24 protein-coding genes and 2 tRNA genes are annotated in these 23722 nt (G+C 67.6%); 12 read left to right on the top strand and 14 right to left on the bottom strand.

What is annotated here, in order from left to right; translation table 11 throughout:
* Positions 1–234: 234 nt before the first annotated feature.
* The 5 genes from F3H57_RS01545 to coxB all read right to left on the bottom strand — a co-directional run bounded on the left by F3H57_RS01545 (position 235) and on the right by coxB (position 3772).
* Positions 235–1035, bottom strand: coding sequence for a cytochrome c oxidase subunit 3 (locus F3H57_RS01545; RefSeq protein ID WP_149754112.1), 801 nt, complete (start codon positions 1033–1035; stop codon positions 235–237).
* Between the two features lie 28 nt (positions 1036–1063).
* A complete protein-coding gene (locus F3H57_RS01540; RefSeq protein WP_149754111.1) occupies positions 1064–1645 on the bottom strand; it encodes a cytochrome c oxidase assembly protein in 582 nt (193 codons plus the stop codon).
* Positions 1645–1818 carry a hypothetical protein gene (locus F3H57_RS22060; RefSeq protein ID WP_188129571.1) on the bottom strand — a complete coding sequence of 58 codons (174 nt, stop codon included), beginning with the start codon at positions 1816–1818 and terminating at the stop codon, positions 1645–1647. Before F3H57_RS22060 ends, F3H57_RS01540 begins: the two co-directional genes overlap by 1 nt.
* Positions 1818–2762, bottom strand: coding sequence for a heme o synthase (gene cyoE / locus F3H57_RS01535; RefSeq protein ID WP_149754110.1), 945 nt, complete (start codon positions 2760–2762; stop codon positions 1818–1820). The genes F3H57_RS22060 and cyoE overlap by 1 nt, the downstream gene beginning before the upstream one ends.
* 101 nt (positions 2763–2863) lie before the next feature.
* A complete protein-coding gene (gene coxB / locus F3H57_RS01530; RefSeq protein WP_149754109.1) occupies positions 2864–3772 on the bottom strand; it encodes a cytochrome c oxidase subunit II in 909 nt (302 codons plus the stop codon).
* 214 nt (positions 3773–3986) lie between these two features.
* Between coxB and tldD the strand changes: the two genes are divergently transcribed.
* The 7 genes from tldD to F3H57_RS01495 all read left to right on the top strand — a co-directional run bounded on the left by tldD (position 3987) and on the right by F3H57_RS01495 (position 12619).
* Positions 3987–5408, top strand: coding sequence for a metalloprotease TldD (tldD, locus tag F3H57_RS01525; protein ID WP_149754108.1), 1422 nt, complete (start codon positions 3987–3989; stop codon positions 5406–5408).
* A gap of 212 nt (positions 5409–5620) precedes the next feature.
* Complete coding sequence (gene dprA / locus F3H57_RS01520) at positions 5621–6865, top strand: DNA-processing protein DprA (RefSeq protein WP_149754107.1); 1245 nt, start codon at positions 5621–5623, stop codon at positions 6863–6865.
* A gap of 197 nt (positions 6866–7062) precedes the next feature.
* A complete protein-coding gene (gene topA, locus F3H57_RS01515; protein WP_149754106.1) occupies positions 7063–9789 on the top strand; it encodes a type I DNA topoisomerase in 2727 nt (908 codons plus the stop codon).
* Between the two features lie 146 nt (positions 9790–9935).
* Entirely contained in the window at positions 9936–10634 is a 699-nt protein-coding gene (locus F3H57_RS01510; protein ID WP_149754105.1) for a CoA transferase subunit A, read from the top strand.
* Positions 10635–10655: 21 nt separating this feature from the next.
* Complete coding sequence (locus tag F3H57_RS01505; protein ID WP_149754405.1) at positions 10656–11702, top strand: PAS domain-containing protein; 1047 nt, start codon at positions 10656–10658, stop codon at positions 11700–11702.
* 4 nt (positions 11703–11706) lie between these two features.
* On the top strand, positions 11707–12336 hold the full coding sequence (locus F3H57_RS01500) for a CoA transferase subunit B (RefSeq protein WP_149754104.1): 630 nt from the start codon (positions 11707–11709) through the stop codon (positions 12334–12336).
* On the top strand, positions 12329–12619 hold the full coding sequence (locus F3H57_RS01495) for a GNAT family N-acetyltransferase (RefSeq protein WP_149754103.1): 291 nt from the start codon (positions 12329–12331) through the stop codon (positions 12617–12619). Before F3H57_RS01500 ends, F3H57_RS01495 begins: the two co-directional genes overlap by 8 nt.
* Before the next feature lie 105 nt (positions 12620–12724).
* Here the strand turns inward: F3H57_RS01495 and F3H57_RS01490 are convergent, their stop codons facing one another.
* Both F3H57_RS01490 and hisF read right to left on the bottom strand, forming a co-directional pair.
* Entirely contained in the window at positions 12725–13036 is a 312-nt protein-coding gene (locus F3H57_RS01490) for a phosphoribosyl-ATP diphosphatase (RefSeq protein WP_149754102.1), read from the bottom strand.
* Positions 13033–13794 (bottom strand): imidazole glycerol phosphate synthase subunit HisF, encoded by a 762-nt coding sequence (gene hisF, locus F3H57_RS01485; protein WP_149754101.1) that lies wholly within the window; start codon positions 13792–13794, stop codon positions 13033–13035. Before hisF ends, F3H57_RS01490 begins: the two co-directional genes overlap by 4 nt.
* Before the next feature lie 124 nt (positions 13795–13918).
* Here hisF and F3H57_RS01480 point away from each other — a divergent pair, with 124 nt between their 5' ends.
* Complete coding sequence (locus tag F3H57_RS01480; protein ID WP_149754100.1) at positions 13919–14365, top strand: DUF302 domain-containing protein; 447 nt, start codon at positions 13919–13921, stop codon at positions 14363–14365.
* A gap of 2 nt (positions 14366–14367) precedes the next feature.
* Here F3H57_RS01480 and hisA read toward each other — a convergent pair whose 3' ends face one another.
* Positions 14368–15084 (bottom strand): 1-(5-phosphoribosyl)-5-[(5-phosphoribosylamino)methylideneamino]imidazole-4-carboxamide isomerase, encoded by a 717-nt coding sequence (gene hisA, locus F3H57_RS01475; protein WP_149754099.1) that lies wholly within the window; start codon positions 15082–15084, stop codon positions 14368–14370.
* Positions 15085–15220: 136 nt separating this feature from the next.
* Here hisA and F3H57_RS01470 point away from each other — a divergent pair, with 136 nt between their 5' ends.
* Entirely contained in the window at positions 15221–15607 is a 387-nt protein-coding gene (locus F3H57_RS01470) for a DUF2147 domain-containing protein (RefSeq protein WP_149754098.1), read from the top strand.
* Between the two features lie 289 nt (positions 15608–15896).
* On the opposite strand, the gene F3H57_RS01465 is transcribed toward F3H57_RS01470, so the two are convergent.
* From F3H57_RS01465 to hisB, 3 genes are all read right to left on the bottom strand, one after another.
* Positions 15897–16154 carry a YjhX family toxin gene (locus tag F3H57_RS01465; RefSeq protein ID WP_149754097.1) on the bottom strand — a complete coding sequence of 86 codons (258 nt, stop codon included), beginning with the start codon at positions 16152–16154 and terminating at the stop codon, positions 15897–15899.
* Positions 16155–16337: 183 nt separating this feature from the next.
* The gene (gene hisH, locus F3H57_RS01460; RefSeq protein ID WP_149754096.1) at positions 16338–16973 is read right to left on the bottom strand and encodes an imidazole glycerol phosphate synthase subunit HisH; all 636 of its coding nucleotides are present in this window, start codon (positions 16971–16973) and stop codon (positions 16338–16340) included.
* A gap of 31 nt (positions 16974–17004) precedes the next feature.
* Positions 17005–17592, bottom strand: a complete 588-nt coding sequence (hisB, locus tag F3H57_RS01455; protein WP_149754095.1) for an imidazoleglycerol-phosphate dehydratase HisB — start codon at positions 17590–17592, stop codon at positions 17005–17007.
* A 136-nt stretch (positions 17593–17728) separates the two neighbouring features.
* On the opposite strand from hisB, the gene F3H57_RS01450 reads away from it, so the two are divergent.
* Positions 17729–17968, top strand: a complete 240-nt coding sequence (locus F3H57_RS01450; protein ID WP_149754094.1) for an Lrp/AsnC ligand binding domain-containing protein — start codon at positions 17729–17731, stop codon at positions 17966–17968.
* Between the two features lie 191 nt (positions 17969–18159).
* Here F3H57_RS01450 and F3H57_RS01445 read toward each other — a convergent pair.
* The 3 genes from F3H57_RS01445 to F3H57_RS01435 all read right to left on the bottom strand — a co-directional run bounded on the left by F3H57_RS01445 (position 18160) and on the right by F3H57_RS01435 (position 22065).
* Positions 18160–18234, bottom strand: a tRNA-Gly gene (locus tag F3H57_RS01445).
* Positions 18235–18269: 35 nt separating this feature from the next.
* Positions 18270–18344 (bottom strand) — tRNA-Gly (locus F3H57_RS01440).
* Between the two features lie 280 nt (positions 18345–18624).
* Positions 18625–22065 carry a pyruvate carboxylase gene (locus tag F3H57_RS01435; RefSeq protein ID WP_149754093.1) on the bottom strand — a complete coding sequence of 1147 codons (3441 nt, stop codon included), beginning with the start codon at positions 22063–22065 and terminating at the stop codon, positions 18625–18627.
* A 201-nt stretch (positions 22066–22266) separates the two neighbouring features.
* Between F3H57_RS01435 and F3H57_RS01430 the strand changes: the two genes are divergently transcribed.
* Together F3H57_RS01430 and F3H57_RS01425 are read left to right on the top strand one after the other, a co-directional pair.
* Positions 22267–22611, top strand: coding sequence for an ArsR/SmtB family transcription factor (locus F3H57_RS01430; protein WP_149754092.1), 345 nt, complete (start codon positions 22267–22269; stop codon positions 22609–22611).
* Positions 22604–23629: a permease gene (locus tag F3H57_RS01425; RefSeq protein ID WP_149754091.1), complete on the top strand. Its 1026-nt coding sequence runs from the start codon at positions 22604–22606 to the stop codon at positions 23627–23629. Before F3H57_RS01430 ends, F3H57_RS01425 begins: the two co-directional genes overlap by 8 nt.
* The last annotated feature ends 93 nt before the right edge of the window (positions 23630–23722 follow it).

The following is a 23722-nucleotide window of genomic DNA, read 5'->3' as shown; positions in this document are numbered from 1 at the left end:
CAAGGCCGAAGGCCACCGCGCATTGCCGGGCCACCCCCCGGACCGGCGATTGGGTGGCGCTTGGCGCGTTGCTCGGAGGTCTTGCCGAGGTGGCTGCCATGAAGCGCTGCCACTCGACGCTTCGGATCGCCAAGCCGCGGCCCGACGACGCGCGGCTTGCACTCCCTGGGCTGACAACGAAAAACGCCCGCCGGGGAGGGCGGGCGTTCGGGGTGGTTCGCGATGGAAGCAGGCTCAGCCGCCCCAGACGTAGACGGCCGCGAAGAGGAACAGCCAGACCACGTCGACGAAGTGCCAGTACCAGGCGGCGGCCTCGAAACCGACGTGCTTCTCCGGCGTGAACGCCCCGTTCATCAGCCGCAGCAGGCACACGAAGAGGAAGATCGTGCCGATGATCACGTGTGCGCCGTGAAAGCCCGTGGCCATGAAGAAGTTCGCGCCGTAGATGTTGCCCGAGAAACCGAAGGCCGCGTGGCTGTATTCATAGGCCTGGAAGACGCTGAAGATCAGGCCCAGCAGGATCGCGATGATCAGGCCCCACTTCATGTCCTGGCGGTTGTTCTCGTGCACCAGCGCATGGTGCGCCCAGGTCGCCGCCGCGCCGGAACACAGCAGGATCAGCGTGTTGATCAGCGGCAGATGCCAGGGATCGAAGGTCTCGATCCCCGCCGGTGGCCAGACGCCGTCGACCGCCGGGCTCTCGGGGCCCATCGGGTAGATCGCGTGCTTGAAGAAGGACCAGAACCAGGCGAAGAAGAACATCACCTCGGACATGATGAACAGGATGAAGCCGTAGCGCAGTCCGATCTGCACGACCGGCGTGTGGTCGCCCACGGCGCTTTCGGTGATCATTTCCGACCACCAGGCGAACATCGCGTAGAGCACGCCGACGAGGCCGATCAGGAACATCCACGGGCTGTCCTGCTTCATCCAAAGCACTGCGCCAAAGAGCATGATGAAGGCCGCGACGGCCGAGATCAGCGGCCAGATGGACGGCGGCAGGATGTGATAATCATGGTTCTTTGCATGCGCCATTGGTCTCGTCCCTCTTCGTATGGCGTCGTCAGTTGACGGCTGTGTCGTCGCCGGCCTCGATCGCGGCCTGCTGGCCGCCCTCGGGCAGGTCGATCTCGTAGAACGTGTAGCTGAGCGTGATCGTCTTGGTGTACTTCGCGTCGCGGTCGTCCACGATGTCGGGGTTCACGTAGAAATACACCGGCATTTCCACCCGTTCGCCCGGTTGCAGCACCTGCTCGGTGAAGCAGAAGCACTGCACCTTCTCGAAATAGCTGCCGGCGACGAAGGGCGCGACATTGTAGCCGGCCTGTCCGGCGACGGGCCGGTCTGTGGGGTTGTAGGCCTCGTAATAGGCCAGCCCGTCCTCGCCGATCTTCAGCTCCATCTCGCGCTCGACCGGCCTGAATTCCCAAGGCATCCCGGCTTCGGTATTGGCATCGAAGCGCACCTTGATGGTGCGGTCGATCACGCTGTCGCTGCCGGCCTCGGCGACGCCGGTCGTGCCACCGTAGCCGGTCACCGCGCAGAACCAGTTGTATATCGGGATCGCCGCCCAGGCCATCGCGCCCATGAACACCACCACGCCGGCAAGGGCGGCCACCGTCCGTGTCTTGCGTTCCATCGCCATCAGCCCTGTTCCTCCGTTGTCGTGGTCGTGTCCTGCATCTGGTAGTCGCCCCGCGTCACCTTCACCACGGTCAATCCGAAGACCACCACGATCAAGCCGGCCAGAACCAGTCCGAGACCCAGGTTGCGGCCGTAACGCCGCGCATGGATCTCGTGCGTCGGTCGCAGGGCCATCAGAGTGCCCCCCAGAGGATGCCAGCACGGTCCACCGTCGCCTCGAAGAGCAGGGCGCCGAAATGCAGGAAGAGGTAGAGCAGGGAGAGCTTGAAGAAGGATTTCTCGACCGCGTAATTGTCGGTCTCGGCCATGATCTCGTCCCGCGCCCAGATGTGCCAGGCGCCTTTCACGAACATCGCGTTGAGCACGATCGCCACGCAGAGATAGAGCGGCCCGCCGGCGGAGGTGAACGCGGTGGCGATCGCCAGCGCGGCGAGAATCAGCGTGTAGACGAAGATATGCGTGCGCGTCGACCGCCGCCCGTGCGTGACCGTCAGCATCGGCACGCCGGCGTTGTCGTAATCCTTGCGCATGAACAGGGCCAGCGCCCAGAAATGCGGCGGCGTCCACAGGAAGGTGAGCGAGAACATCAGCACCGATTCCACGGAGATGCCGCCGGTCGCCGCGGCCCAGCCGATCATCGGGGGAAAGGCCCCGGCGGCGCCGCCGATGACGATGTTCTGCGGCGTCCAGCGCTTGAGCCACATCGTGTAGATCACGACGTAGAAGAAGATGGTGAAGGCCAGCAGCGCGGCCGCGACCCAGTTGGTCGCAAGTCCGAGGAACACCACCGAAAAGCCCGACAGCGCCAGCCCGATCGCCAGTGCCTCGTCGCCCGTGACGCGGCCGGAGGGGATCGGCCGCTTGGCGGTGCGGCGCATGACCGCGTCGATATCGGCATCCCACCACATGTTGAGCGCCCCCGACGCACCGCCGCCCACGGCGATGAAGAGGATCGCGCAGAACGCCACGAAGGGATGAACGTCCACCGGTGCCGCCAGCAGCCCCACGAGCGCTGTGAACACCACGAGCGTCATCACCCGCGGTTTCAGCAGGGCGAAGTAGTCGCCGAACTGCGCTTCGCCATCAAGGCGCGTGGGGTCGAGGGAGGCATCGCTCATCTGGGTCGGTCCTGACGGGGCTGTCCTGGAAAGCGGGCGCCGGCGCCCGCGGCCCGGGCGCCGTGCCGATCAAGCGGGGCGGCGCGGGCCGCCCTCGTGACTCACTCAGCCGAGGCGAGGCGCACAGGCGCCTCGTCGGTCGCCGCGGCCGGTGCCTCGGCGTATTCTTCCTGCATCTCGGAGATCCAGGTGTCGTATTCTTCCTGGCTGACCACCTTCACGGTGATCGGCATGTAGGCGTGGGCGATGCCGCACAGTTCCGAGCACTGGCCGAAATAGACGCCCTCTTCCTCGGCGGTGAACCACAGCTCCGCGAGGCGGCCGGGCACGGCGTCCTGCTTCACGCCGAAGGCCGGGATGGTCCAGGAATGGATCACGTCGCCGCCGGTGACCTGCATCACGACGGTCTGGCCAACCGGAACGACGACGGCGGTGTCGGTCGCCAGGCGGAAATGCTCACGCGCATACCCGGCCTCCTCGAGCTGCGTCTCGACCTCGGGCGTCAGGCGGTTGTCGCCGCCGGTCGCCGGGGAGCCGATCATGTAGCTGTCGAAGGCGAAGCCGTCATCCATGTACTCGTAGCCCCAGTACCATTGGTAACCGGTCGCCTTGATGTAGATGTCGCCTTCGGGAATCTCCTGCTGCTTGAACAGCACCGGCAACGAGAAGGCGCCGATGAAGACGAGTATTAGGATCGGCCCGACGGTCCAGGCGATCTCCAGCGGGGAGTTGTGGGTGAAGCTGCCCGGGGTCTCGTTCGATTTCCGGTTGTAGCGCACGATGCAGAAGACCAGCAGTGCGGTCACGAGAAGCACGATCGCGGTCATGATGATGGTGACCATGCCGTCCAGCCGATGGATGTCACGCGCCAGTTCGGTCGCGGCGGCCTGGAAGCCCATCCCGCCCGGTGCCGGCGTGCCGATGATCGGCAGGTCCGTGCCGGCGTCCTGCGCCATCGCGGGCGCGGCGAGGGCCGCCAGCGCGGCGGGCAGCATCATCTTAAGTTTCATGTCTCACCCTGATCGGTTGTCGTTCTCAAACGCATCGTCCGTGGCCGGTGCCACGGCGCCGCCGGTGCGCCGGGTCCGTGGCCGGGGGAAGGCTCCCCCGTTGTCTGGCCCAGCCTCTAACCATATTCTGTGCTTCGGATAAAGAACCTGCATTGCGGCAAACAGACGCTTGTCGTTGATCGGGATCAAACCGCAACCGAATTCGCGAGGCCTCATGAGCGACGCTCCCTTCCGCCCTTTCGACACCCATCTCGACCGGGGCGGGGCGCTTGCGCAGCTGCGCGCGGCGCTCGCCGGCGCCGAGGACGGCGAGCTGTTCCTAGAGCGCAAGCGCAGCGAGGGGCTGGTTTTCGACGACGGGCGGGTGAAGCAGGCCAGCTACGACGCCTCCGAGGGCTTCGGGCTGCGCGCCGTCCGCGGCGAGGCGGCGGGCTATGCCCACGCCACCGAGATCAGCGAAAGCGCCCTGAAACGCGCGACCGACACCGCGCGGCTGGCCGTCGGCGATGGCGGCGGGGTGATGGCGCCGGGCCCGGCACGCACCAACCGCACGCTCTATACCGATGCCGACCCGATCGAAGGCCACGCCTTCGCCGTGAAGGTCGAGACTCTGGCCGAGATCGACGCCTTCATCCGCGGGCTCGATTCCCGGGTGGTGCAGGTGACGGCCTCGGTCGCTTCGTCGCTGCAGGAGGTGGCGATCCTGCGCGAGGACGATTCGCTCGTGACGGACGTCCGCCCGATGACCCGCCTGAACGTGAGCGTCATCGTCGAGGAGGGCGGGCGCCGCGAGAGCGGCACCGCCGGCGGTGGCGGGCGGGTGACGCTGGACGGCCTTCTCGATCCCGCCGACTGGCAGGCCAAGGCGCGCGAGGCGCTGCGCATCGCGCTGGTGAACCTGTCGGCCGAGCCCGCGCCGGCGGGCGTCTTCGATATCGTCCTCGGCCCCGGCTGGCCGGGGATCCTGCTGCACGAGGCGGTGGGCCATGGGCTGGAAGGCGATTTCAACCGCAAGGGGTCGTCAGCGTTCGCCGGGCTGATGGGCCAGCGGGTCGCGGCACCCGGCGTCACGGTGCTCGACGACGGCACCATCCCGGACCGGCGCGGGTCGATCACCGTCGACGACGAGGGTACGCCCTCGGCCCGCAACGTGCTGATCGAGGACGGGATCCTGGTGGGCTACATGCAGGACCGCCAGAACGCCCGGCTGATGGGAGCCGCGCCCACCGGCAACGGTCGGCGCGAGAGCCACGCGCACATTCCGATGCCGCGGATGACCAACACCTACATGCTGGGCGGCGACGCCACCCGCGAGGACCTCATCGCTGAGCTGAAGGACGGCATCTACGCCGTCGGTTTCGGAGGCGGGCAGGTCGACATCACCAGCGGCAAGTTCGTCTTTTCCTGCACGGAAGCGTACCGGGTGAAGGACGGCAAGGTCGGCGCGCCGGTGAAGGGTGCGACGCTGATCGGTGATGGCGCGACCGCGCTGCAGCAGATCCGCGGGCTCGCCGGGGACATGGCGCTCGATCCCGGCATGGGCAATTGCGGCAAGCAGGGCCAGTGGGTGCCGGTGGGCGTCGGACAGCCCTCGGTGCTGATCGGCGGGCTGACCGTGGGCGGCTCCGGCGGCTGAGTATTGCTGACCGAGATTGTCATCATTTGTAGACAAAGCGTTACGCTCCTTGCAACGCTTTGTCGTGTAATGTGAAAGCCTGGCCGAGAGTCCGGCCGGGTCGCGCCGCCACATTGCCGCCGCAGAATGCCGCGGTTTTTCCTTCGCCGTTTACGCTGCATTAACCTGGAGTACGCTAGACCGGACTTGCAAGAGTTCGGAGCTCAGGGCGGATGGTCGAACACATTACTTCTTCCACTCACCCCCTACTCCCACCCACCACGGAAGACGATCGTCTGTCCTGGCTCCGGCTCTTGCGCTCGCGCCGCGTCGGCAACGCCACCTTCTTCCGCCTCATGGGCGAATATGGCAGCGCGTCCGCCGCGCTCGCGGCCTTGCCGGACATTGCCCGCGAAGCTGGGCTCGACACTTACGAGGCCTGTTCCGAACGAGTCGCCCGCGCCGAAATCGCCGCCGCGCGCCATGCGCGGGCCCGCATGATATGCTACGGAGAACCCGCCTATCCCGCCCGCCTCGCCGCGATCTCCGACCCGCCGCCGTTTTTCTGGGCGGTGGGGGAGGCGGCGATCCTTGCCCGTCCCGCCGTGGCGATGGTGGGCGCGCGCAACGCCTCGTCGCTCGGCCTGCGCATGGCTCGGCTACTGGCGCGGGAGCTCGGGGAGGCCGGGGTGACGGTTGTCTCCGGGCTCGCCCGCGGCATCGACGCCGCATCCCATGCCGCCAGCCTCTCCACCGGAACCGCCGCGGTGCTGGGCGGCGGCGTCGACGTGCTCTACCCGACAGAGAACGCGCGCCTGGCGGAGGACATTCCCCCCTCCGGTGGCGTTCGTCTCTCCGAACAGGCGATGGGCCTGCAGCCGCAGGCGCGGCATTTCCCGGCGCGCAACCGCCTCATCTCCGGCCTCGCCGAGGCTGTCGTGGTGGTGGAGGCGGCGGCGAAGTCCGGCTCGCTCATCACCGCGCGGGCCGCCCTCGACCAGGGGCGGGAGGTGCTGGCGGTGCCGGGCCATCCGCTCGATGCGCGCTCCGGCGGCACCAACCTGCTCTTGCGGGACGGCGCGCGGCTCGTGCGGTCGGCCGCCGACGTGATCGAGGCGCTGCCGAACCTGGCGACGGCGCCGGCGCAGGCGGCGCTGCCGCTCGATGTGCCCGGCGCCGCGGCAGGGCAGGCGGCCGCGCCTCCCGCTCAGGGCGCCGGGTATCCGGCATCCGTTCCGGATACGCCGCATGCCGGACCGGCGCCCGACGCGCCCCGGACCTCCGGTCGCACCCTCGGCGACACCGCGACGCTGCACCGCGCGATCCTAGACCGGCTCGGCCCCTCGCCGGTGGCCGAGGATCAACTCGTCCGCGACCTCGGCGCCGGACGCGGCCAGGTGGCGCGGATCCTCACCGACCTCGAGCTTTCGGGCGAAATAAGGCGCGAACCGGGGGGCTTGCTCGCGCGGACCGGCTGATCTGCCGGCCCGTCGGGCATGCGGCCTGAAAACGGACCGGCGGGCAGTCGAAGTGCCTCTTCGCGTTCTTCTTCCCAGGGCCTGCCACGGGCACTGCACCGCTGCCCACGTTCCTGCCGATTGACAATTTTTCCTTGCAGCCCACATGCTCGGCGGCCATTAGTGCCAAGTTTTCCGATCCGAAGGTGCCTGAATCCATGCCCGTCGTCGTTGTCGAGTCACCGGCCAAGGCCAAGACAATCAACAAGTATCTTGGATCGGACTACACCGTTCTGGCGTCGTACGGTCATGTGCGCGACCTGCCGGCCAAGGACGGATCGGTCGATCCCGAACACGGCTTCGAGATGACGTGGGAGATCGGCAACGACTCCAAGAAACACGTCAAGGCCATCGCCGACGCGCTCAAGGACGACAACGCCCTGATCCTCGCCACGGACCCCGATCGCGAGGGCGAGGCGATCTCGTGGCACCTCAAGGAGGCGCTGACCAAGCGCAAGTCCATCAAGAAGGACACCGAGGTTCGCCGCGTCACCTTCAACGCCATCACCAAGGCCGCCGTGGCCGAGGCCATGGAGAACCCGCGCGAGATCGACGCTCCGCTGGTGGAGGCGTATCTCGCCCGCCGCGCGCTCGACTACCTGGTCGGTTTCAACCTCTCGCCGGTGCTCTGGCGCAAACTGCCGGGCGCACGCTCCGCCGGCCGGGTGCAGTCGGTCTGCCTGCGTCTGATCGTGGAACGCGAGCTCGAGATCGAGGCCTTCGATCCCCGCGAATACTGGTCGGTCAAGGCGCTCCTCTCCACCCCTCGTGGGCAGGAGTTCGAGGCGCGGCTGACCATGCTCGCCGGCAACAAGCTGAACAAGTACGACCTGGAGAACGAGACCCAGGCCGAGATGGCGGTGCAGGCCGTCGCCTCGCGCGATCTGCATGTGAAATCGGTCGAGGCCAAGCCGACGACCCGCAATCCTTCGGCCCCCTTCATGACCTCCACCCTCCAGCAGGAGGCGAGCCGCAAGTTCGGCATGGGCGCCAAGCAATGCATGTCGACCGCGCAGCGCCTCTACGAGGCAGGTCACATCACCTACATGCGGACCGACGGCATCGACATGGCGCAGGAGGCGGTGCACGCCGCCCGCGATGCGATCAAGGCGCGCTACGGCGACGAATACGTCCCGTCGTCGCCGCGCATCTACAAGAACAAGGCCAAGAACGCGCAGGAAGCGCACGAATGTATCCGGCCGACGGACATGGCCGCCGATGCTGCGTCCCTGCGCCTGACCGACCAGGACCAGAAGAAGCTCTACGACCTGATCTGGAAACGCACGCTGGCCTGCCAGATGGAGGCTGCGCGGCTCGAGCGGACCACCGTCGACATCGGCTCCAAGGACAGCCAGGTGGAGTTGCGCGCCACCGGTCAGGTCGTGCTCTTCGACGGCTTTATCCGCGTCTACGAGGAAGGCCGGGACGAGCCGCAGGACGAGGACGACAGCCGCCTGCCGCAGATCACCGAGGGCGAACCCGCCGCCTTCGCCAGGACGGGCCTGCGGCCGGAATTCGACAAGGCCGGCCAGAAGGACGACGCCGTCATCGAATCCACCGGCGATCGCAACGGCAAGGCGGTGATCGGCGGCGGCGACGCCGTGCTCGCGCTTCAGCATCACACCCAGCCGCCGCCGCGTTACACGGAGGCGACGCTGGTCAAGAAGATGGAAGAGCTCGGCATCGGCCGGCCCTCCACCTACGCCTCGGTCCTGTCGACGATCCAGGACCGCGAATATGTCCGCAAGGACAAGAACCGCCTGATCCCCGAGGACAAGGGCCGCATCGTCACCCATTTCCTGCTCAACTTCTTCAAGCGCTACGTGGAATACGACTTTACCGCTGCGCTGGAGGAGGAGCTCGACGACGTCTCCGCCGGTGAGCGCGACTACAAGGAGCTTCTGTCGAAGTTCTGGCGCGACTTCTCTGCCGCGATCTCCGAGACGTCCGAGCTGCGTATCGCGGAGGTGCTCGACGTGCTCGACGACGCGCTGGCGCCGCAGCTCTACCCGCCGCGCGAGAACGGCAAGGACCCGCGCGCCTGCCCGCTCTGCGGGGAGGGCAGCCTGCACCTCAAGACCTCGCGCTCGGGCGGCTTTGTCGGCTGCTCGCGCTATCCCGAATGCCGCTATACGCGCCCCATCGGCGGCGACGCCGCCGAGGCGCAGGACCGCGTTCTGGGCTATGACGGCGAGGACGAGATCACGCTGCGCTCGGGACGCTTCGGCCCCTACGTGCAGCGCGGCGAGGCCTCCGAAGAGGTGCCGAAACCGCCGCGCGCCAGCCTGCCGAAGGGCTGGGCGCCCGACGCGATGGACCTCGAGAAGGCGCTGACGCTGCTGTCACTGCCGCGCCAGGTCGGCACCCATCCCGAGGATGGGGAGCCGATCGAGGCGGGCATCGGGCGCTACGGCCCCTACGTGAAGCACAACAAGCTCTACGCCAATCTCAAGGAGGTCGACGAGGTCTTCGAGATCGGCATCAACCGCGCCGTCGACGTGCTGGCCGAGAAGGCCGCCCGCCGGGGCGGCGGCCGCGCCGCGGCCAAGCCGTTGAAGGAGCTGGGCGAACATCCCGAGCAGGGCGGCGCGATCAACGTGCTCGACGGTCGCTACGGCCCTTACGTGAAATGGGAAAAGGTCAACGCGACCCTGCCCAAGGGAACCGAACCCGCCGACGTCACGCTCGAGGAGGCGGTCGCGCTGGTCGACGAGAAAGCGGCGAAGTCCGGAGCCAAGAAGAAAGCGCCGGCGAAGAAGGCTGCGGCGAAGAGCACGGCGGCCAAGAAAGGCACCACGACCAAGTCCACCGCCGCCAAGAAGCCCGCCGCGAAGAAGTCGGCCTCCAAGACGACAACCGCCAAGGGCAAGGCCGCGGGCGGCTGACCGCGACCTGCTTCTTTGGGCATTGAAATACTCCGGGGGGTGTAGGGGGCAGCGCCCCCACCCGACGGCAGCCGCATGCGCGGAGGTTTGACTCTCTCCCGGCGCTCGGCCACATATCTTGCGACCACCGCATCAGGGAGCGTTCCATGAAGAAAGTCTACGGTTCCGCAGCCGAGGCGCTCGACGGGCTGTTGTTCGACGGCATGACCATCGCGGCGGGCGGCTTCGGCCTCTGCGGCATCCCGGAGCTTCTCATTTCCGCGATCAACGAGGCCGGCACCAAGGACCTCACGGTCGCCTCGAACAATGCAGGGGTGGACGGGTTCGGCCTCGGCATCCTTCTGGAATCGCGCCAGATCAAGCGGATGATGTCGTCCTACGTGGGCGAGAACAAGGAATTCATGCGCCAGTACCTCGGCGGCGAGTTGGAGCTGGAATTCAACCCGCAGGGCACGCTGGCCGAACGGATGCGCGCGGGCGGGGCGGGCATCGCGGGCTTCTACACCAAGACCGGCTACGGCACCCAGATCGGCGAGGGCAAGGAGGTCAAGGAGTTCGACGGAGAGAACTACATCCTCGAACGCGGCATCTTTGCCGACCTGTCCGTGGTCAAGGCGTGGAAGGCCGACACCACCGGCAACTGCATCTTCCGCAAGACCGCCCGCAACTTCAATCCGCCGGCGGCGATGTGCGGCAAGATCTGCGTGATGGAGGTCGAGGAGATCGTCGAGCCCGGCGAACTCGATCCCGATCACATCCACCTGCCGGGCATCTACGTGCACCGCCTGATCCAGGGCGAGCACGAGAAACGGATCGAGCAGCGCACCACGCGCCCCGCGGCCTGAGCCGGGGCGGCGGGCGTGACGATGACCAGCGGGCGCACCCTGTCGGCCGTGCTCGGCGACCGCGAGGTCGTCGAGGGTTTCTCGCGTCTCGCCATCTCGGTGATCATCACCAATCCGCTCGCCCCGGACAACCCGATCGTCTACGTCAACGACGCGTTCGAGCGCACGACCGGCTATGCCCGCTCCTCCGTGATCGGGCGCAATTGCCGGTTCCTGCAGGGCGAGCGGACGTCCAAGGCCGATGTCGACCGGCTGCGCGACGCCATCCAGGCCGGCCGCGACCTGAGCATCGACATCCTCAATTACCGCGCCTCGGGAGAGCCGTTCACCAACCGGCTGGTGATCGCCCCGGTCTCGGACGAGACCGGCACGCCGGTCTATTTCCTGGGCCTGCAGAAGGAGCTGCGCTCGAACGAGTCCGGGCGCGGGCACATGGACGCCAATCTCGACGTGATCCGGTCGCGCGTGCGTGCCGATCTCGGGATGATCCTGACCACCATCGGGGCGCCCGCTCATCGGGGGACGCCGACCGACCCGATGGAAGAGGTGGAGGCGCTGCCCCGCCGTCTGGAATCGCTGCAACTGGTCTACGAGGAACTGCGGCTGACCGACGAGACCATCGAACGCGGCGGCATGGACATCGGCGCGCTGCTGAGCCGTGTGGCCAGCACCGTCGCGCATATCGAGGGACGGCCCGGCGTGCGCTTCGTGCAGCAGATCGACCCTGCCGAGGTGCCGCTCGAGGTGGCGACGCGGGTGGCGCTGATCGCCTCCGAAGTGCTGTCGAACGCCTTCACGCACGCCTTCGAGGGGCTCGACCGCGGTTGCATCGAGCTGCGCCTGACGCGGCTGGCCGAGGGCGGGCTGCGCATGCTGGTGCTCGACGACGGGATCGGGATCCCGCGCAATATCGACTGGCCCTCCGACGCCACGCGCGGCGGGCGGCTCATCGCGTCGCTGCTGGACGGGCTCGACGCGACCATCAACGTGGCGCGGGGCGCCGCCGGCACCGTCGTGATGATCGACGTGCCGGTGGACCCGCAGGACCTGACACACCAAGGAGGCTGAGAGAATGCCCTGGGATCGTAACGAGATGGCCGCGCGCGCGGCGCAGGAACTCGAGGACGGCACCTATGTGAACCTCGGGATCGGCATCCCGACTCTGGTGCCGAACTACATTCCCGAAGGCGTGGAGGTCACCCTGCAATCGGAGAACGGCATGCTCGGCATGGGGCCGTTCCCGGTCGAGGGGACGGAGGATCCCGACCTCATCAACGCCGGCAAGCAGACCATCACCGAACTGCCGCATACCGCCTATTTCGACAGCGCGATGTCCTTCGGCATGATCCGCGGCGGCAAGATCGCCATGGCGATTCTCGGCGCGATGGAAGTGGCCGAGAACGGCGACCTGGCGAACTGGATGATCCCCGGCAAGCTGGTCAAGGGCATGGGCGGCGCGATGGACCTCGTCGCCGGCGTCAAGCGCGTGATCTTGGTCATGGATCACACCAACAAGCACGGCGAGCCGAAGCTTCTGAAGGAATGTACCCTTCCGCTCACCGGGACCGGCGTCGTCAACCGGATCATCACCGATCTGGGCGTGCTCGACGTGGTCGAGGGCGGCCTGAAGATCGTGGAACTCGCGCCCGAAGTGACCGAGGACGAGATCCGCGAAAAAACCGAGGCGACGATCGTTGGCTGAGGACGAGATCACCCGCGAGACGGGCGGCTCGCACGGGCGCTACGTGCTCGAGCGGGACGGGGCGGAGGCGGAGCTGACCTACTCCGTCTCCTCGCCGGCGCTGATCATCGCCGATCACACCGGCGTGCCGGACGCGATGCGCGGCACCGGGGCCGGGCAGGCGCTGGTCGCGCGGATGGTGGAAGATGCGCGTGCGGAAGGGGTGAAGATCGTGCCGCTCTGCCCGTTCGTGAACGCGCAACGGCGCAAGAACCCGGACTGGGCGGACGTCTTTCAGGTCTGAGGCCGGAGCGCTTGCGGCGAGGACGGGACCGGGGGCCAGCCCCCGGACCCCCGGGATATTTCCGGGCAGATGAAACCGGGACGCGGTGCTCGAACGCGGGCGCCCTCAACTGTCGCGGGCGGCCTTTTCCTGGAGGCCGGAGCGGGACTGCCGGCCGGAAAGTTCGGCCATGACATCGGCAAGGGGAACCTCGCGGGCGCGCAACATCACCAGGAGGTGAAAGAGGACATCGGCCGCCTCGGAGGTGAGCGCGGCGCGGTCGCCGCGCGTGGCCTCGATGATCGCCTCGATCGCTTCCTCGCCGAACTTCTCGGCGCATTTTTCGGGGCCGCGGGCCAGGAGCTTCGCCGTCCAGCTTTCGTCCGGTGCAGCGTCGGCGCGGGCGGCGACGATGCGCTCGAGCTCTTCGAGCGTCACTGGCGCACCGGGATGCCGGCGGCAGAGAGGTGATCCTTCGCATCGGCGATGGTGAAAGTGCCGAAGTGGAAGATCGAGGCGGCGAGCACGGCCGAGGCGCCGCCCTCGTTGATGCCTTCGGCGAGGTGGTCGAGCGTGCCGACGCCGCCCGATGCGATCACCGGGATCGGCACGGCGTTGGATATCGTACGCGTCAGCGCGATGTCGAAGCCCGATTTCGTGCCGTCGCGGTCCATGGAAGTGAGCAGGAGCTCCCCCGCGCCCTTGGCGGCCATGTCGAGCGCGAACTCCACCGCGTCGATGCCGGTCGCCTGCCGGCCGCCATGGGTGTAGATTTCCCACCCTTCGCCGTTTTCCTTCGCCTTGGCGTCGATGGCGACGACGATGCACTGGCTGCCGAAGCGGTCGGCGGCGGCGGTCACCACGTCGGGATCCTTCACCGCGGCGGAATTGAAGCTGACCTTGTCGGCGCCGGCGAGCATGAGCTTGCGCACGTCGTCCACCGTGCGCACGCCCCCGCCCACGGTGAGCGGGATGAAGCATTGCTCGGCGGTGCGGGTCACCACGTCGAGGATCGTGTCGCGGTCTTCGTGCGTGGCGGTGATGTCGAGAAAGCAGATCTCGTCCGCGCCGGCGGCGTCGTAGGCGCGGGCGGCATCCACCGGATCGCCGGCGTCGCGCAGGTCGACGAAATTGACGCCCTTGACCACGCGGCCGTCCGCCACGTCGAGGCAGGGGATGATACGGGTCTTCAGCATGGCGGCCTCCTGTCGGCCCGGATATGCCGAAGGCGCGGCCGAAGCGCAACCGTCGTGGCGCAACGGGAACCGGGCGGGAGCGGTCGCGTTGGCCATCGTATTCCACACCCGGGAGGTTTCCACCATGTTCCGTCTGTTCGCTGCCGCCGCGTTGGCCGCGTGTACCGCCGCGCCCGCCCTTTCCGACACGATGAACGTGGAAAGCCCGCATTCGGTGCCCGAGACCATCGACCGGTTCGAATCCGCGGCCGAAGAGGCGGGCGCGACAATCTTCGCCCGGATCGACCACGCCGAGGGCGCGGCCTCCGTGGACATGGAGCTGGAACCGGCGACGCTGCTGATCTTCGGCAACCCGCAGCTTGGCACGCCGGCGATGCAGGACGACGTGCGCGCCGGCCTGGCGCTGCCGCTGCGCGTGCTGGCCTACGAGTGGGAAGGTCAGGTCTATCTCAGCTGGGAAGATCCCGAGGAGATGTTCGACGATTTCGATATCGACGACGATGCCGACTACGTCGAGAAGATGCGCGCCGCTCTGGAGCGGCTCGCCGGCACGGCGACCGCCGAGGACTGATCCTAGCCGAGGGCCGCGAGCGCGGCGCGCAGATCGAGCGCGCCGTCATAGAGCGCGCGGCCCGAGATCGCACCCGCGATGACACCGGTGTCGCGAAGCGCCGTCAGGTCCGATAGCGACGAGACCCCGCCGCTCGCGATCACCGGGATCGACACGGCGCGGGCCAGCGCCTCGGTCGCGGGCACGTTCGGGCCGCCCATGGCGCCGTCGCGATCGATGTCGGTGTAGATGATCGCCGCGACGCCGGCATCCTCGAAGCTGCGGGCAAGATCGGTGGCGTTCACGTCCGTTTCCTCCGCCCAGCCCTTGGTGGCGACGCGGCCGCGGCGCGCGTCGATTCCCACGGCGATCTTGCCGGGAAATGCGCGCGCGGCCTCGCGCACGAGGTCCGGGTTCTCCACCGCCACGGTGCCGAGGATCACCCGCGCGAGGCCCTTGTCCAGCCAGGTTTCGATGGTCCCCATGTCGCGGATGCCGCCGCCTAGCTGGGCGGGCACGTCCGTCGCCGCGAGGATCGCCTCCACCGCATCGGCGTTGACCGGGCGCCCCGCGAAAGCGCCGTTGAGGTCGACGAGGTGTAGCCACGTGCAGCCTTCGTCGACGAAGGCGCGCGCCTGGCTTGCCGGGTCGTCGTTGAAGACGGTGGCGGCCTCCATGTCGCCGCGCAGGAGCCGCACGGCCTGGCCGTCCTTGAGGTCGATGGCGGGGTACAGGATCATCGCGAGGGCTCCGTCGTCAGCGCCCGGGCGCTTTGGCATGACGGGACGGCACATGCAACGCGACCTTGCGTCAGGCTTGATCGGGGCAGGGCGGTTGCCCCAGCGTCGGCCGTGTCTTCAAGGGAGGAGAACGGCAATGATACGATTTGGCGCGATGGTGGCCGGGCTGATGCTGGCGGCGGGCGCCGCGACGGCCGACCCGGTCGAGGGCCTCTGGCAGACCGAGGTGGACGACGGCGCCTATGCGCATGTCGCGATGGTGCCCTGCGGCGACAAGATCTGCGGGGTGATCCAGAGGACGTTCGACAGCGACGGCGAATACGATTCGCCCAGCAAGGGCGAGATGCTGGTGATCAACATGGTGCCGCAGGGGGGCGGGGCTTACGAGGGCCGTGTCTGGCGCCCGTCTAACGACAAGATCTACAGCGGCAAGATGCAGCTCGCGGGCGATACCCTGAAGCTGTCGGGCTGCGTGGCCGGAGGGCTTTTGTGCTCGGGCCAGACGTGGTCGCGCTTGCAGTAGCGCCGTCCGTGGGCTTGTATCGCCGGCCCGCTTTGAGCAAGGCGCCGACCCGCCCGAATAGCACCGCAGGTGTCGGGCGCGCGCCGGACCGGCCCGACGGTCTGGCGCGATGTCACCCTAGTGCGCCGCTCGTATTGCGGAGGTTTTTGGCTGCCATAAAGCGATCACCTCCAGAGTTTTGGCGCCAGCCCCCGGTCCGGCGCGCGCCCGGCACCTTCGGTGGCTCTCGAAGAGCTTTTGCATGCAACGACAGCAACCTTGCGGGGCCGGCGCACCGGCCCCGCCCTTTCTAGCGGTTGTCGAGCTCCGCGCGCACCGCGCACCGGCCCTTGCGCGAAATGCGGTAGGGCCGGCCGCCGCCGCTGACAATCAGGCCGCGGCGTTTCAGGCGCTGAAAGAGCGCCAGGTCGCAATCCGAAAGGATCGCGCCGTCGCGCGTGATGCAGGTGACATCGGTGATCTTCGCGGTCTCGCCGCGTTCATGGCGGATCGCACCGCCCTGCGCGAGCACGTGCAAGACGCGCTGTTCGCGTTTCGAAATGTTCATCGAAAGTCTCGTGTATGGCCATGACGAAGCTGCCGGCCGGATCGGGCCGGGGCAGGTCGAGGGCCTTCCGCTCAGGGAAGGCGGCCGTTACACAAGCTCTCGCATGAACACTCCGTTCGGGCGCGCGTCGCGCCCGGGGCTCTATTAGATCAGATGCGCCCGAAGCCGGCGCCGGTCAAGGCTTCAGGGGCGCCATGCGAGGAAGTTGGCGATCATCCGCAGCCCTGTCGGCCCGCTCTTCTCGGGGTGGAATTGCAGCCCGATGCAGTTGTCCGAGCCGACGATCGCGGTGACGTCCTCGCCGTAATCGACCTTGGCGATGCGCTGGCCGGGGTCGGCCATGCGGATCTGGTAGGAATGCACGAAATAGGCGTGATCGCCGCTGTGCACGCCCTCCAGCACCGGGTGGGGGATGTCGATGCGCAGATCGTTCCAGCCCATGTGAGGCACCTTCAGCGTCGGGTCGGAGGGGGTGATGCGCATCACCTCGCCGTCGACCCAGCCGAGGCCGCGGGTTTCCTCGTATTCGTGGCCGGTGCGCGCCATCAGCTGCATGCCGACGCAGATCCCCATGAAGGGCACGCCGCGCTGCTCGACCGCCTCAACCAGGGCCTCCTGCACGCCCGAAGCGGCGAGCGCCGCGGCGCAGGCGGGGAAGGCGCCGTCGCCGGGCAGGACGAGCCGGTCGGCCTTGGCGACGACGTCGGCCTCGGATGTCACCACGACCTCGCCGCCGCCCCCTTCGCGGGCCATCTTCTGGAACGCCTTGTCGGCGGAATGCAGGTTGCCGCTTTCGTAGTCGATGATCGCTGTCAGCATGGGTCTTTCGCTCCTGTCCCGGGCGGCGGCGTCAGAGCGCGCCCTTGGTCGAGGGGATCGCGTCCTCGCGGCGCGGATCGGTTTCCACCGCCGCGCGCAGGGCGCGCGCCACGGCCTTGAACGCCGCCTCGGCGATGTGGTGGCTGTTGAGCCCGCGCAGGGCGTCCACGTGCAGGGTGATCCCGCCGTGGGTCGCGAAGGCCTGGAAGAACTCGCGCACGAGCTCGGTGTCGAAGGTGCCGATCTTCTCGGTCGGGAAGGTGACATCCCAGGCGAGGTACGGCCGGCCGGACAGGTCGAGCGCCGCGCGCACGAGCGCGTCGTCCATCGGCAGGTGCCATTCGCCGTAGCGCCGGATTCCCCGCTTGTCGCCGACCGCCTCGGCCAGCGCCTGGCCGATCGCGATGCCGACATCCTCCACGCTGTGGTGGTCGTCGATGTGCCGGTCGCCCTCGCAGCGCACCCGCAGATCGATCAGGGCGTGCCGCGCGAGCTGGTCGAGCATGTGGTCGAAGAACCCCACGCCGGTCGCGTTGTCGTAGGCGCCCGTCCCGTCGAGCGTGAGCGCGACCGCGATTTCGGTTTCGGCGGTGGTGCGGGTGACGTTGGCACTGCGCATGGACGCTCCTTCCGGCGTGGCGAACGGGGCGAGGTATATGGGCGGGCGCGCCCGAGGCCAAGGGGGGACGCCCTTGCGCGCGCCCGCGGACGGTGCGAGCGTCTGCATCGGTACGTATCCTGCCCGAGGCCTCCCCATGACAATCTGCGTCTTCGTCCAGATCCGCTGCACCCCCGGCCGGACCTACAAGGTCGCCGAGGATATCGCCCTGCGCGAAATCCATTCCGAGCTTTTTTCCACCTCGGGCGAATGGGACCTCTTGATGAAGCTCTACATCCCCGAAGGCGCGGATGTGGGAAAGTACATCAACGAGCAATTGCTGGACATCCCCGGGATCGAGCGGTCGCTGACGACCCTGACGTTCAAGGCGTTCTGAGGATTGCTCGGCCGGGTCGCCGGCCGGCATTGGTCGACGCCTTGCGCTGCGGGGACGACCGCGCCGGATCGGGCTTGAGGAGGGCGTTCCGCACGGGGAAGCGCCGCCGGACGCCAAGACGCTCTGTTCGCATGATCCGACCGGCCCCTCGGAAAGAAGAGAGCGACCAGACGCCTGAATATCGGAAAGATTGGAGCGGGTGATGAGATTCGAACTCACGACCCTTACCTTGGCAAGGTAATGCTCTACCCCTGAGCTACACCCGCGCTCCGCCGCCGGCCGGGCCGGCGGATGAACCATCTGGAGCGGGCGATGAGATTCGAACTCACGACCCTTACCTTGGCAAGGTAATGCTCTACCCCTGAGCTACGCCCGCGTTCCCGATGGTGTGTGCGGGATTTAAGGTCTCCGGTCGGGGCCTGCAAGCGGAAATTTCCGTGATTTCGAGGTCGCTGGCGGACGACGGCAAAAGCCTCTCCTGCGCGGGCCTGCGGCGCTATGGCTGCCTCTGGTGCCGCCGGGACTTGCCACGACCCGGCGCCTGGTGGCTGCAAGGCCCGTATCCTCGACCGTCTCGGGGCCGAGGATACGCATTTTTCGGTCGCTGGCGGCGTCGTAATCCGGCTCTACCAGCGCCAGCGCGCCAAGGCGCCGTGTCACCCGTCGAACTCGACCAGAAGGTCCTTGGCGTCGATCTGGCCGCCGGGCTGGACGTGGACCGCCTTCACGGTCGCGTCCTTTTCGGCGTAGAGGCCGGTTTCCATCTTCATCGCCTCGATGACGAGCAGAAGATCGCCCTCCTTCACCGGCTTGCCGGCCTCCACGGCGATCTGGCTGACGACGCCCGGCATCGGCGCGCCGACATGCAGCGCATTGCCCAGCTCCGCCTTGGGCCGTGCCGCCGCGCCGCCGGTGGCCTTGCGGTCGGGCACGCGCACGGTGCGCGGCTGGCCGTTGAGTTCGAAGAAGACGCGCACCTCGCCCTCGTGCGTCTCGCCCACGGTCACGAGCCGGATCTCCAGCGTCTTGCCGGGGTCGATCTCCGCGGTGATCTCCTCTCCCGGTTTCATGCCGTAGAAGAAGGTGTTGGTGGGCAGCGTGCGCACCGGACCGTAAAGCGCGTGCCGCTCGGTGTAGTCCGCGAAGACCTTGGGATACATGAGGTACGCGTTCAGGTCCTCGTCGTCGAATTCCTCGTCGGGGAACTTCTCCGCCAATTCCTTGCGCAGCGCGTCGATATCGGCGGGTTTCAGGTGCTTGCCCGGCCGGTCGGTGAGCGGCTTTTCTCCCTTCAGGACCTTCTTCTGGATCGCCTTGGGCCATCCGCCGGGGGGCTGGCCGAGGTTGCCCTTCATCATGTCGATGACCGAATCGGGGAAGGAGATGTCCTTTTTCGGATCCTCGACCTCTTCGCGGCTCAGACCCTGGCTGACCATCATCAGGGCCATGTCGCCGATGACCTTGGAGGACGGCGTGACCTTGGTGATGTCGCCGAACATCTGGTTCACGTCGGCATAGGTCCTGGCGACCTCGGGCCACTTCTCCTCCAAACCCAGCGACCGGGCCTGAGCGCGCAGGTTGGTGAACTGCCCGCCCGGCATCTCGTGCAGGTAGACCTCGGAGGCCGGGGCCTGCTGCGCGCTTTCGAACGCCGCGTACTGCGCGCGCACCTGTTCCCAGTAGGTGGAGATGTCGCGCACCCGCTTGATATCGAGGCTGGTCTGACGCTCCGTGAAGCGCAGCGCCTCGACGATGGAGCCCAGCGTCGGCTGCGAGGTGTTGCCCGACAGCGAATCCATCGCCGCGTCCACCGCGTCGACGCCGGCCTCGGCGGCGGCCATGATCGAGGCGATCCCGGCGCCCGACGTGTCGTGCGTGTGGAAGTGGACGGGCAGGCCGACCTCTTCCTTCAGCGCCTTGACCAGCGGGCCGGCGGCGGCGGGTTTCAGAAGCCCGCCCATGTCCTTGAGCCCGAGGATGTGCGAGCCGGCGTCGCGCAGCTCCTTGCCCATGTTGACGTAGTACTTGAGGTCGTACTTCGCGCGGTCGGGGTCGTTGATGTCGCCGGTATAGCAGATCGACCCTTCGAGCACCTTGCCGCTATCCAGGACCGCGTCCATCGCGACGCGCATGTTCTCGGTCCAGTTGAGCGCGTCGAAGACGCGGAAGATGTCGACGCCCGACTCCGCCGCCTGCTTGACGAAGAACTCGACCACGTTGTCGGGATAGTTGGTGTAGCCCACCCCGTTCGAGCCGCGCAGCAGCATCTGCGTCATGATGTTCGGCATCTTCTCGCGAATGTCGCGCAGCCGCTGCCACGGGCATTCCTGCAGGAAGCGGTAGGCGACGTCGAAGGTCGCGCCGCCCCAGCATTCGACCGAGAAGAGGCCGGGCAGGTGTTCGGCATAGGCCGGCGCCACCTTGATCATGTCGAGAGAGCGCATGCGCGTGGCCAGCAGCGACTGGTGGCTGTCGCGCATGGTGGTGTCGGTGATCAGCACCTCTTTCTGCGCGGCAAGCCAGTCGGCCACCGCCTGCGGGCCGTCACGGTCGAGCCTCTGGCGCGTGCCGTCCGGGATCTTGCCTTCGGTCACGGGGGGCTTGGGGATCTTGAGGTCGGCAGCCGGCTTCACCCGGCCCTCGGTCTCGGGATGGCCGTTCACCGTGATGTCGGCGATGTAGGTCAGCACCTTGGTGCCCCGGTCGCGCCGCGGCTTGAAATCGAAAAGCTCGGGTGTCGTGTCGATGAACTTCGTGGTGTACTGGTTGGTCAGGAAGGTTTCCTGCTTCAGCAGGTTCTGCACGAAGTCGATATTGGTCGACACGCCCCGGATGCGGAATTCCCGCAGCGCGCGGTCCATCCGCTTGATCGCCTTTTCCGGCGTCTGCGCCCAGGCGGTGACCTTCACCAGCAGCGAATCGTAGAACCGGGTGATGACGCCGCCCGCGTAGGCGGTGCCGCCGTCGAGCCGGATGCCCATGCCGGTGGCCGAGCGGTAGGCGGTGATGCGGCCGTAATCGGGGATGAAGTTGTTGGTCGGATCCTCGGTGGTGATCCGCGTCTGCAGCGCGTGACCGTTGAGCGTGATGTCGTATTGCGACGCCTTGCCGGTCGCCTCCACCAGGCTCTTGCCCTCGGCGATGAGGATCTGCGCCTGCACGATGTCGATGCCGGTCACCTCCTCGGTGACGGTGTGTTCGACCTGCACGCGCGGATTGACCTCGATGAAGAAGAACTCGCCGGTGTCCATGTCCATCAGGAACTCGACGGTGCCGGCGCATTCGTAGTTCACATGCGCGCAGATCCGGCGGCCGAGCTCGCACAGCTCCTCGCGCTGGGCTTCCGAAAGGTACGGGGCGGGCGCCCGCTCCACGACCTTCTGGTTACGGCGCTGGACCGAGCAGTCGCGTTCGTAGAGGTGGTAGATGTTGCCCTGCTTGTCGCCGAGGATCTGCACCTCGACGTGGCGGGCGCGCTCGATCATCTTCTCGAGGTAACCCTCGCCGTTGCCGAAGGCGGCCTCGGCCTCGCGCCGGCCTTCCTTGACCTTGTCCTCGAGCTCGTCGGCCGAGAGGATCGGGCGCATGCCCCGGCCGCCACCGCCCCAGGACGCCTTCAGCATCATCGGGTAGCCGATCTCGTCCGCCCAGGCGCGGACCTGTTTCATGTCCTCGCCCAGCACCTCGGAGGCGGGGATCACCGGCACGCCGGCCTCGATCGCCACGCGCCGCGCGCTGGCCTTGTCGCCGAGCGCGCGCATGGTCTCGGCCTTCGGGCCGATGAAGGTGATGCCGGCCTCGTCGCAGGCGTCGACGAGGGCCGGGTTCTCGGACAGAAGGCCGTAGCCGGGATGGATCGCGTCGGCGCCCGAGAGCTTCGCGACCCGGATGATCTCGGGGATCGAAAGGTATGCTTGCACGGGGCCGAGACCCTCGCCGATGCGATAGGCCTCGTCCGCCTTGAAGCGGTGCAGGCCCAGCTTGTCCTCTTCGGCGAAGACGGCAACCGTCTTCTTGCCCATCTCGTTGGCCGCGCGCATGATGCGGATGGCGATCTCACCGCGGTTTGCGATCAGTATCTTCTGAAAATCGGCCATTGTGGGGTCCTCGGATTTTTCTGCTGCGCAGCATGGTAGGGCGGCGCCGGTCGGACCTCAACTCGCCTGTGCGGGTAGGCCGGGACTGCCCGATGGACCCACCGGGGCTGCCGCCCGGACAGGCGGCTTCGGCTGGAGTTATTTCGAGATTCGTCGAAATGACGCTTGCTGGCGTTGTGACGTTTCGATACCTCTAGAAACATGAAACACGAATCCACGGACGATCTCGCGCTTGAAGTGGCGGCCTCGCGCTTCGCGGCCCTCGGCTCCGAACAGCGGCTCTCGGTGCTGCGCACGCTGGTCAGGGCGGGGCCCGACGGGCTTTCCATCGGCACGCTGGGGGAGCGGTCGGGCGTGACCGGATCGACGCTCACGCATCACCTGAAGATCCTCGCGCAGGCCGACCTGGTCACGCAATCGCGGGCCGGGCGCAGCACGATCTGCGCCGCGGTCGCCTACGACGAGGTCGCGGCCTTGTCGGAGTTCCTTCTCAGGCAATGCTGCGCCGATTCCGGCGCGGACGAAAGGAGCCACGACCATGGCTGACACGACCCTTCCGGACCCCCGGCGCCTGAAGCTGCCGGGCAAGGCGTGGATCGCCACCGCGCTGATCCTCGCCGCTGTCGGCCTGTTCGATCCGTCCGAATTCGGGCCGACGGTGATCTTCGCGGCCGGCGCGCTGTGGCACACCGCGCCGTTCATCGCCTTTGCCGTATTCGCGGTCGCCTATCTGAAGGCGTCGGGGGCGGAGACCCTGCTGGCCCGCGCGTTCGAGGGTCGCGAGACGCGGATGATCGTGCTGGCGGCGCTGCTCGGCGGGCTCTCGCCCTTCTGTTCCTGCGAAGTGATCCCGTTCATCGCCGCGCTCCTGGCCGTGGGCGCGCCGCTGTCGGCGGTGATGGCGTTCTGGCTGGCTTCTCCGATCATGGACCCTGCGATGTTTCTGATCACCTCCGGCACGCTCGGCTGGGACTTCGCTGTCGCCAAGGCGCTGGCGGCGGTCGGGCTCGGCATTCTGGGCGGGGCCGGGACGATGGCGCTGAAATCCTCGCCGGTGTTCCGCGATCCCTTGCGCGAGAAACCGCAGGTGGGCGGCTGCTGCGGCGTGAAGAAGCCGTTCCAGGGCGCGCCGGTCTGGCGGTTCTGGACCGAGGGGCCGCGCCGCGAGACGTTCCGCGAGACCGCGGCGACGAACGCGCTGTTCCTGCTGAAATGGCTGACGCTGGCCTACGTGGTCGAGGCGGTGATGCTGACCTACGTGCCCGCCGATGCGATCGCTGGGCTGCTGGGCGGCGAGGGGCTGTGGCCCGTGGTCAAAGGCGCGCTGCTCGGCGGGCCGGCCTACCTCAACGGCTACGCGGCGGTGCCGTTGGTCGATGCGCTCCTGGCGCAGGGCATGGCACCCGGCGCGGCGATGAGCTTCGTCATCGCGGGCGGGGTGAGCTGCATCCCGGCGGCGATCGCGGTCTGGGCGCTGGTCAAGCCGCGGGTCTTCGCGGCCTATCTCGGCTTCGCCTTCATCGGATCGCTGGCGGCGGGCATGGCCTGGGCCGCCTGGGTGTGACCGGTGCTGAGGGTGGGCGGATCGCCCACCCTACGGGGCAGAGGTCCGACAGGCGGGCGAGCGTCACGGACTGGAGTGGGGGCCAGCCCCCAC

Source organism: Roseivivax sediminis, from assembly GCF_900112685.1.
In the GTDB taxonomy this organism is placed as follows: Bacteria; Pseudomonadota; Alphaproteobacteria; order Rhodobacterales; family Rhodobacteraceae; genus Roseivivax; species Roseivivax sediminis.
Note: the sequence above shows the minus strand (reverse complement) of the source record. Positions and strands in the feature narration are given on the sequence as shown.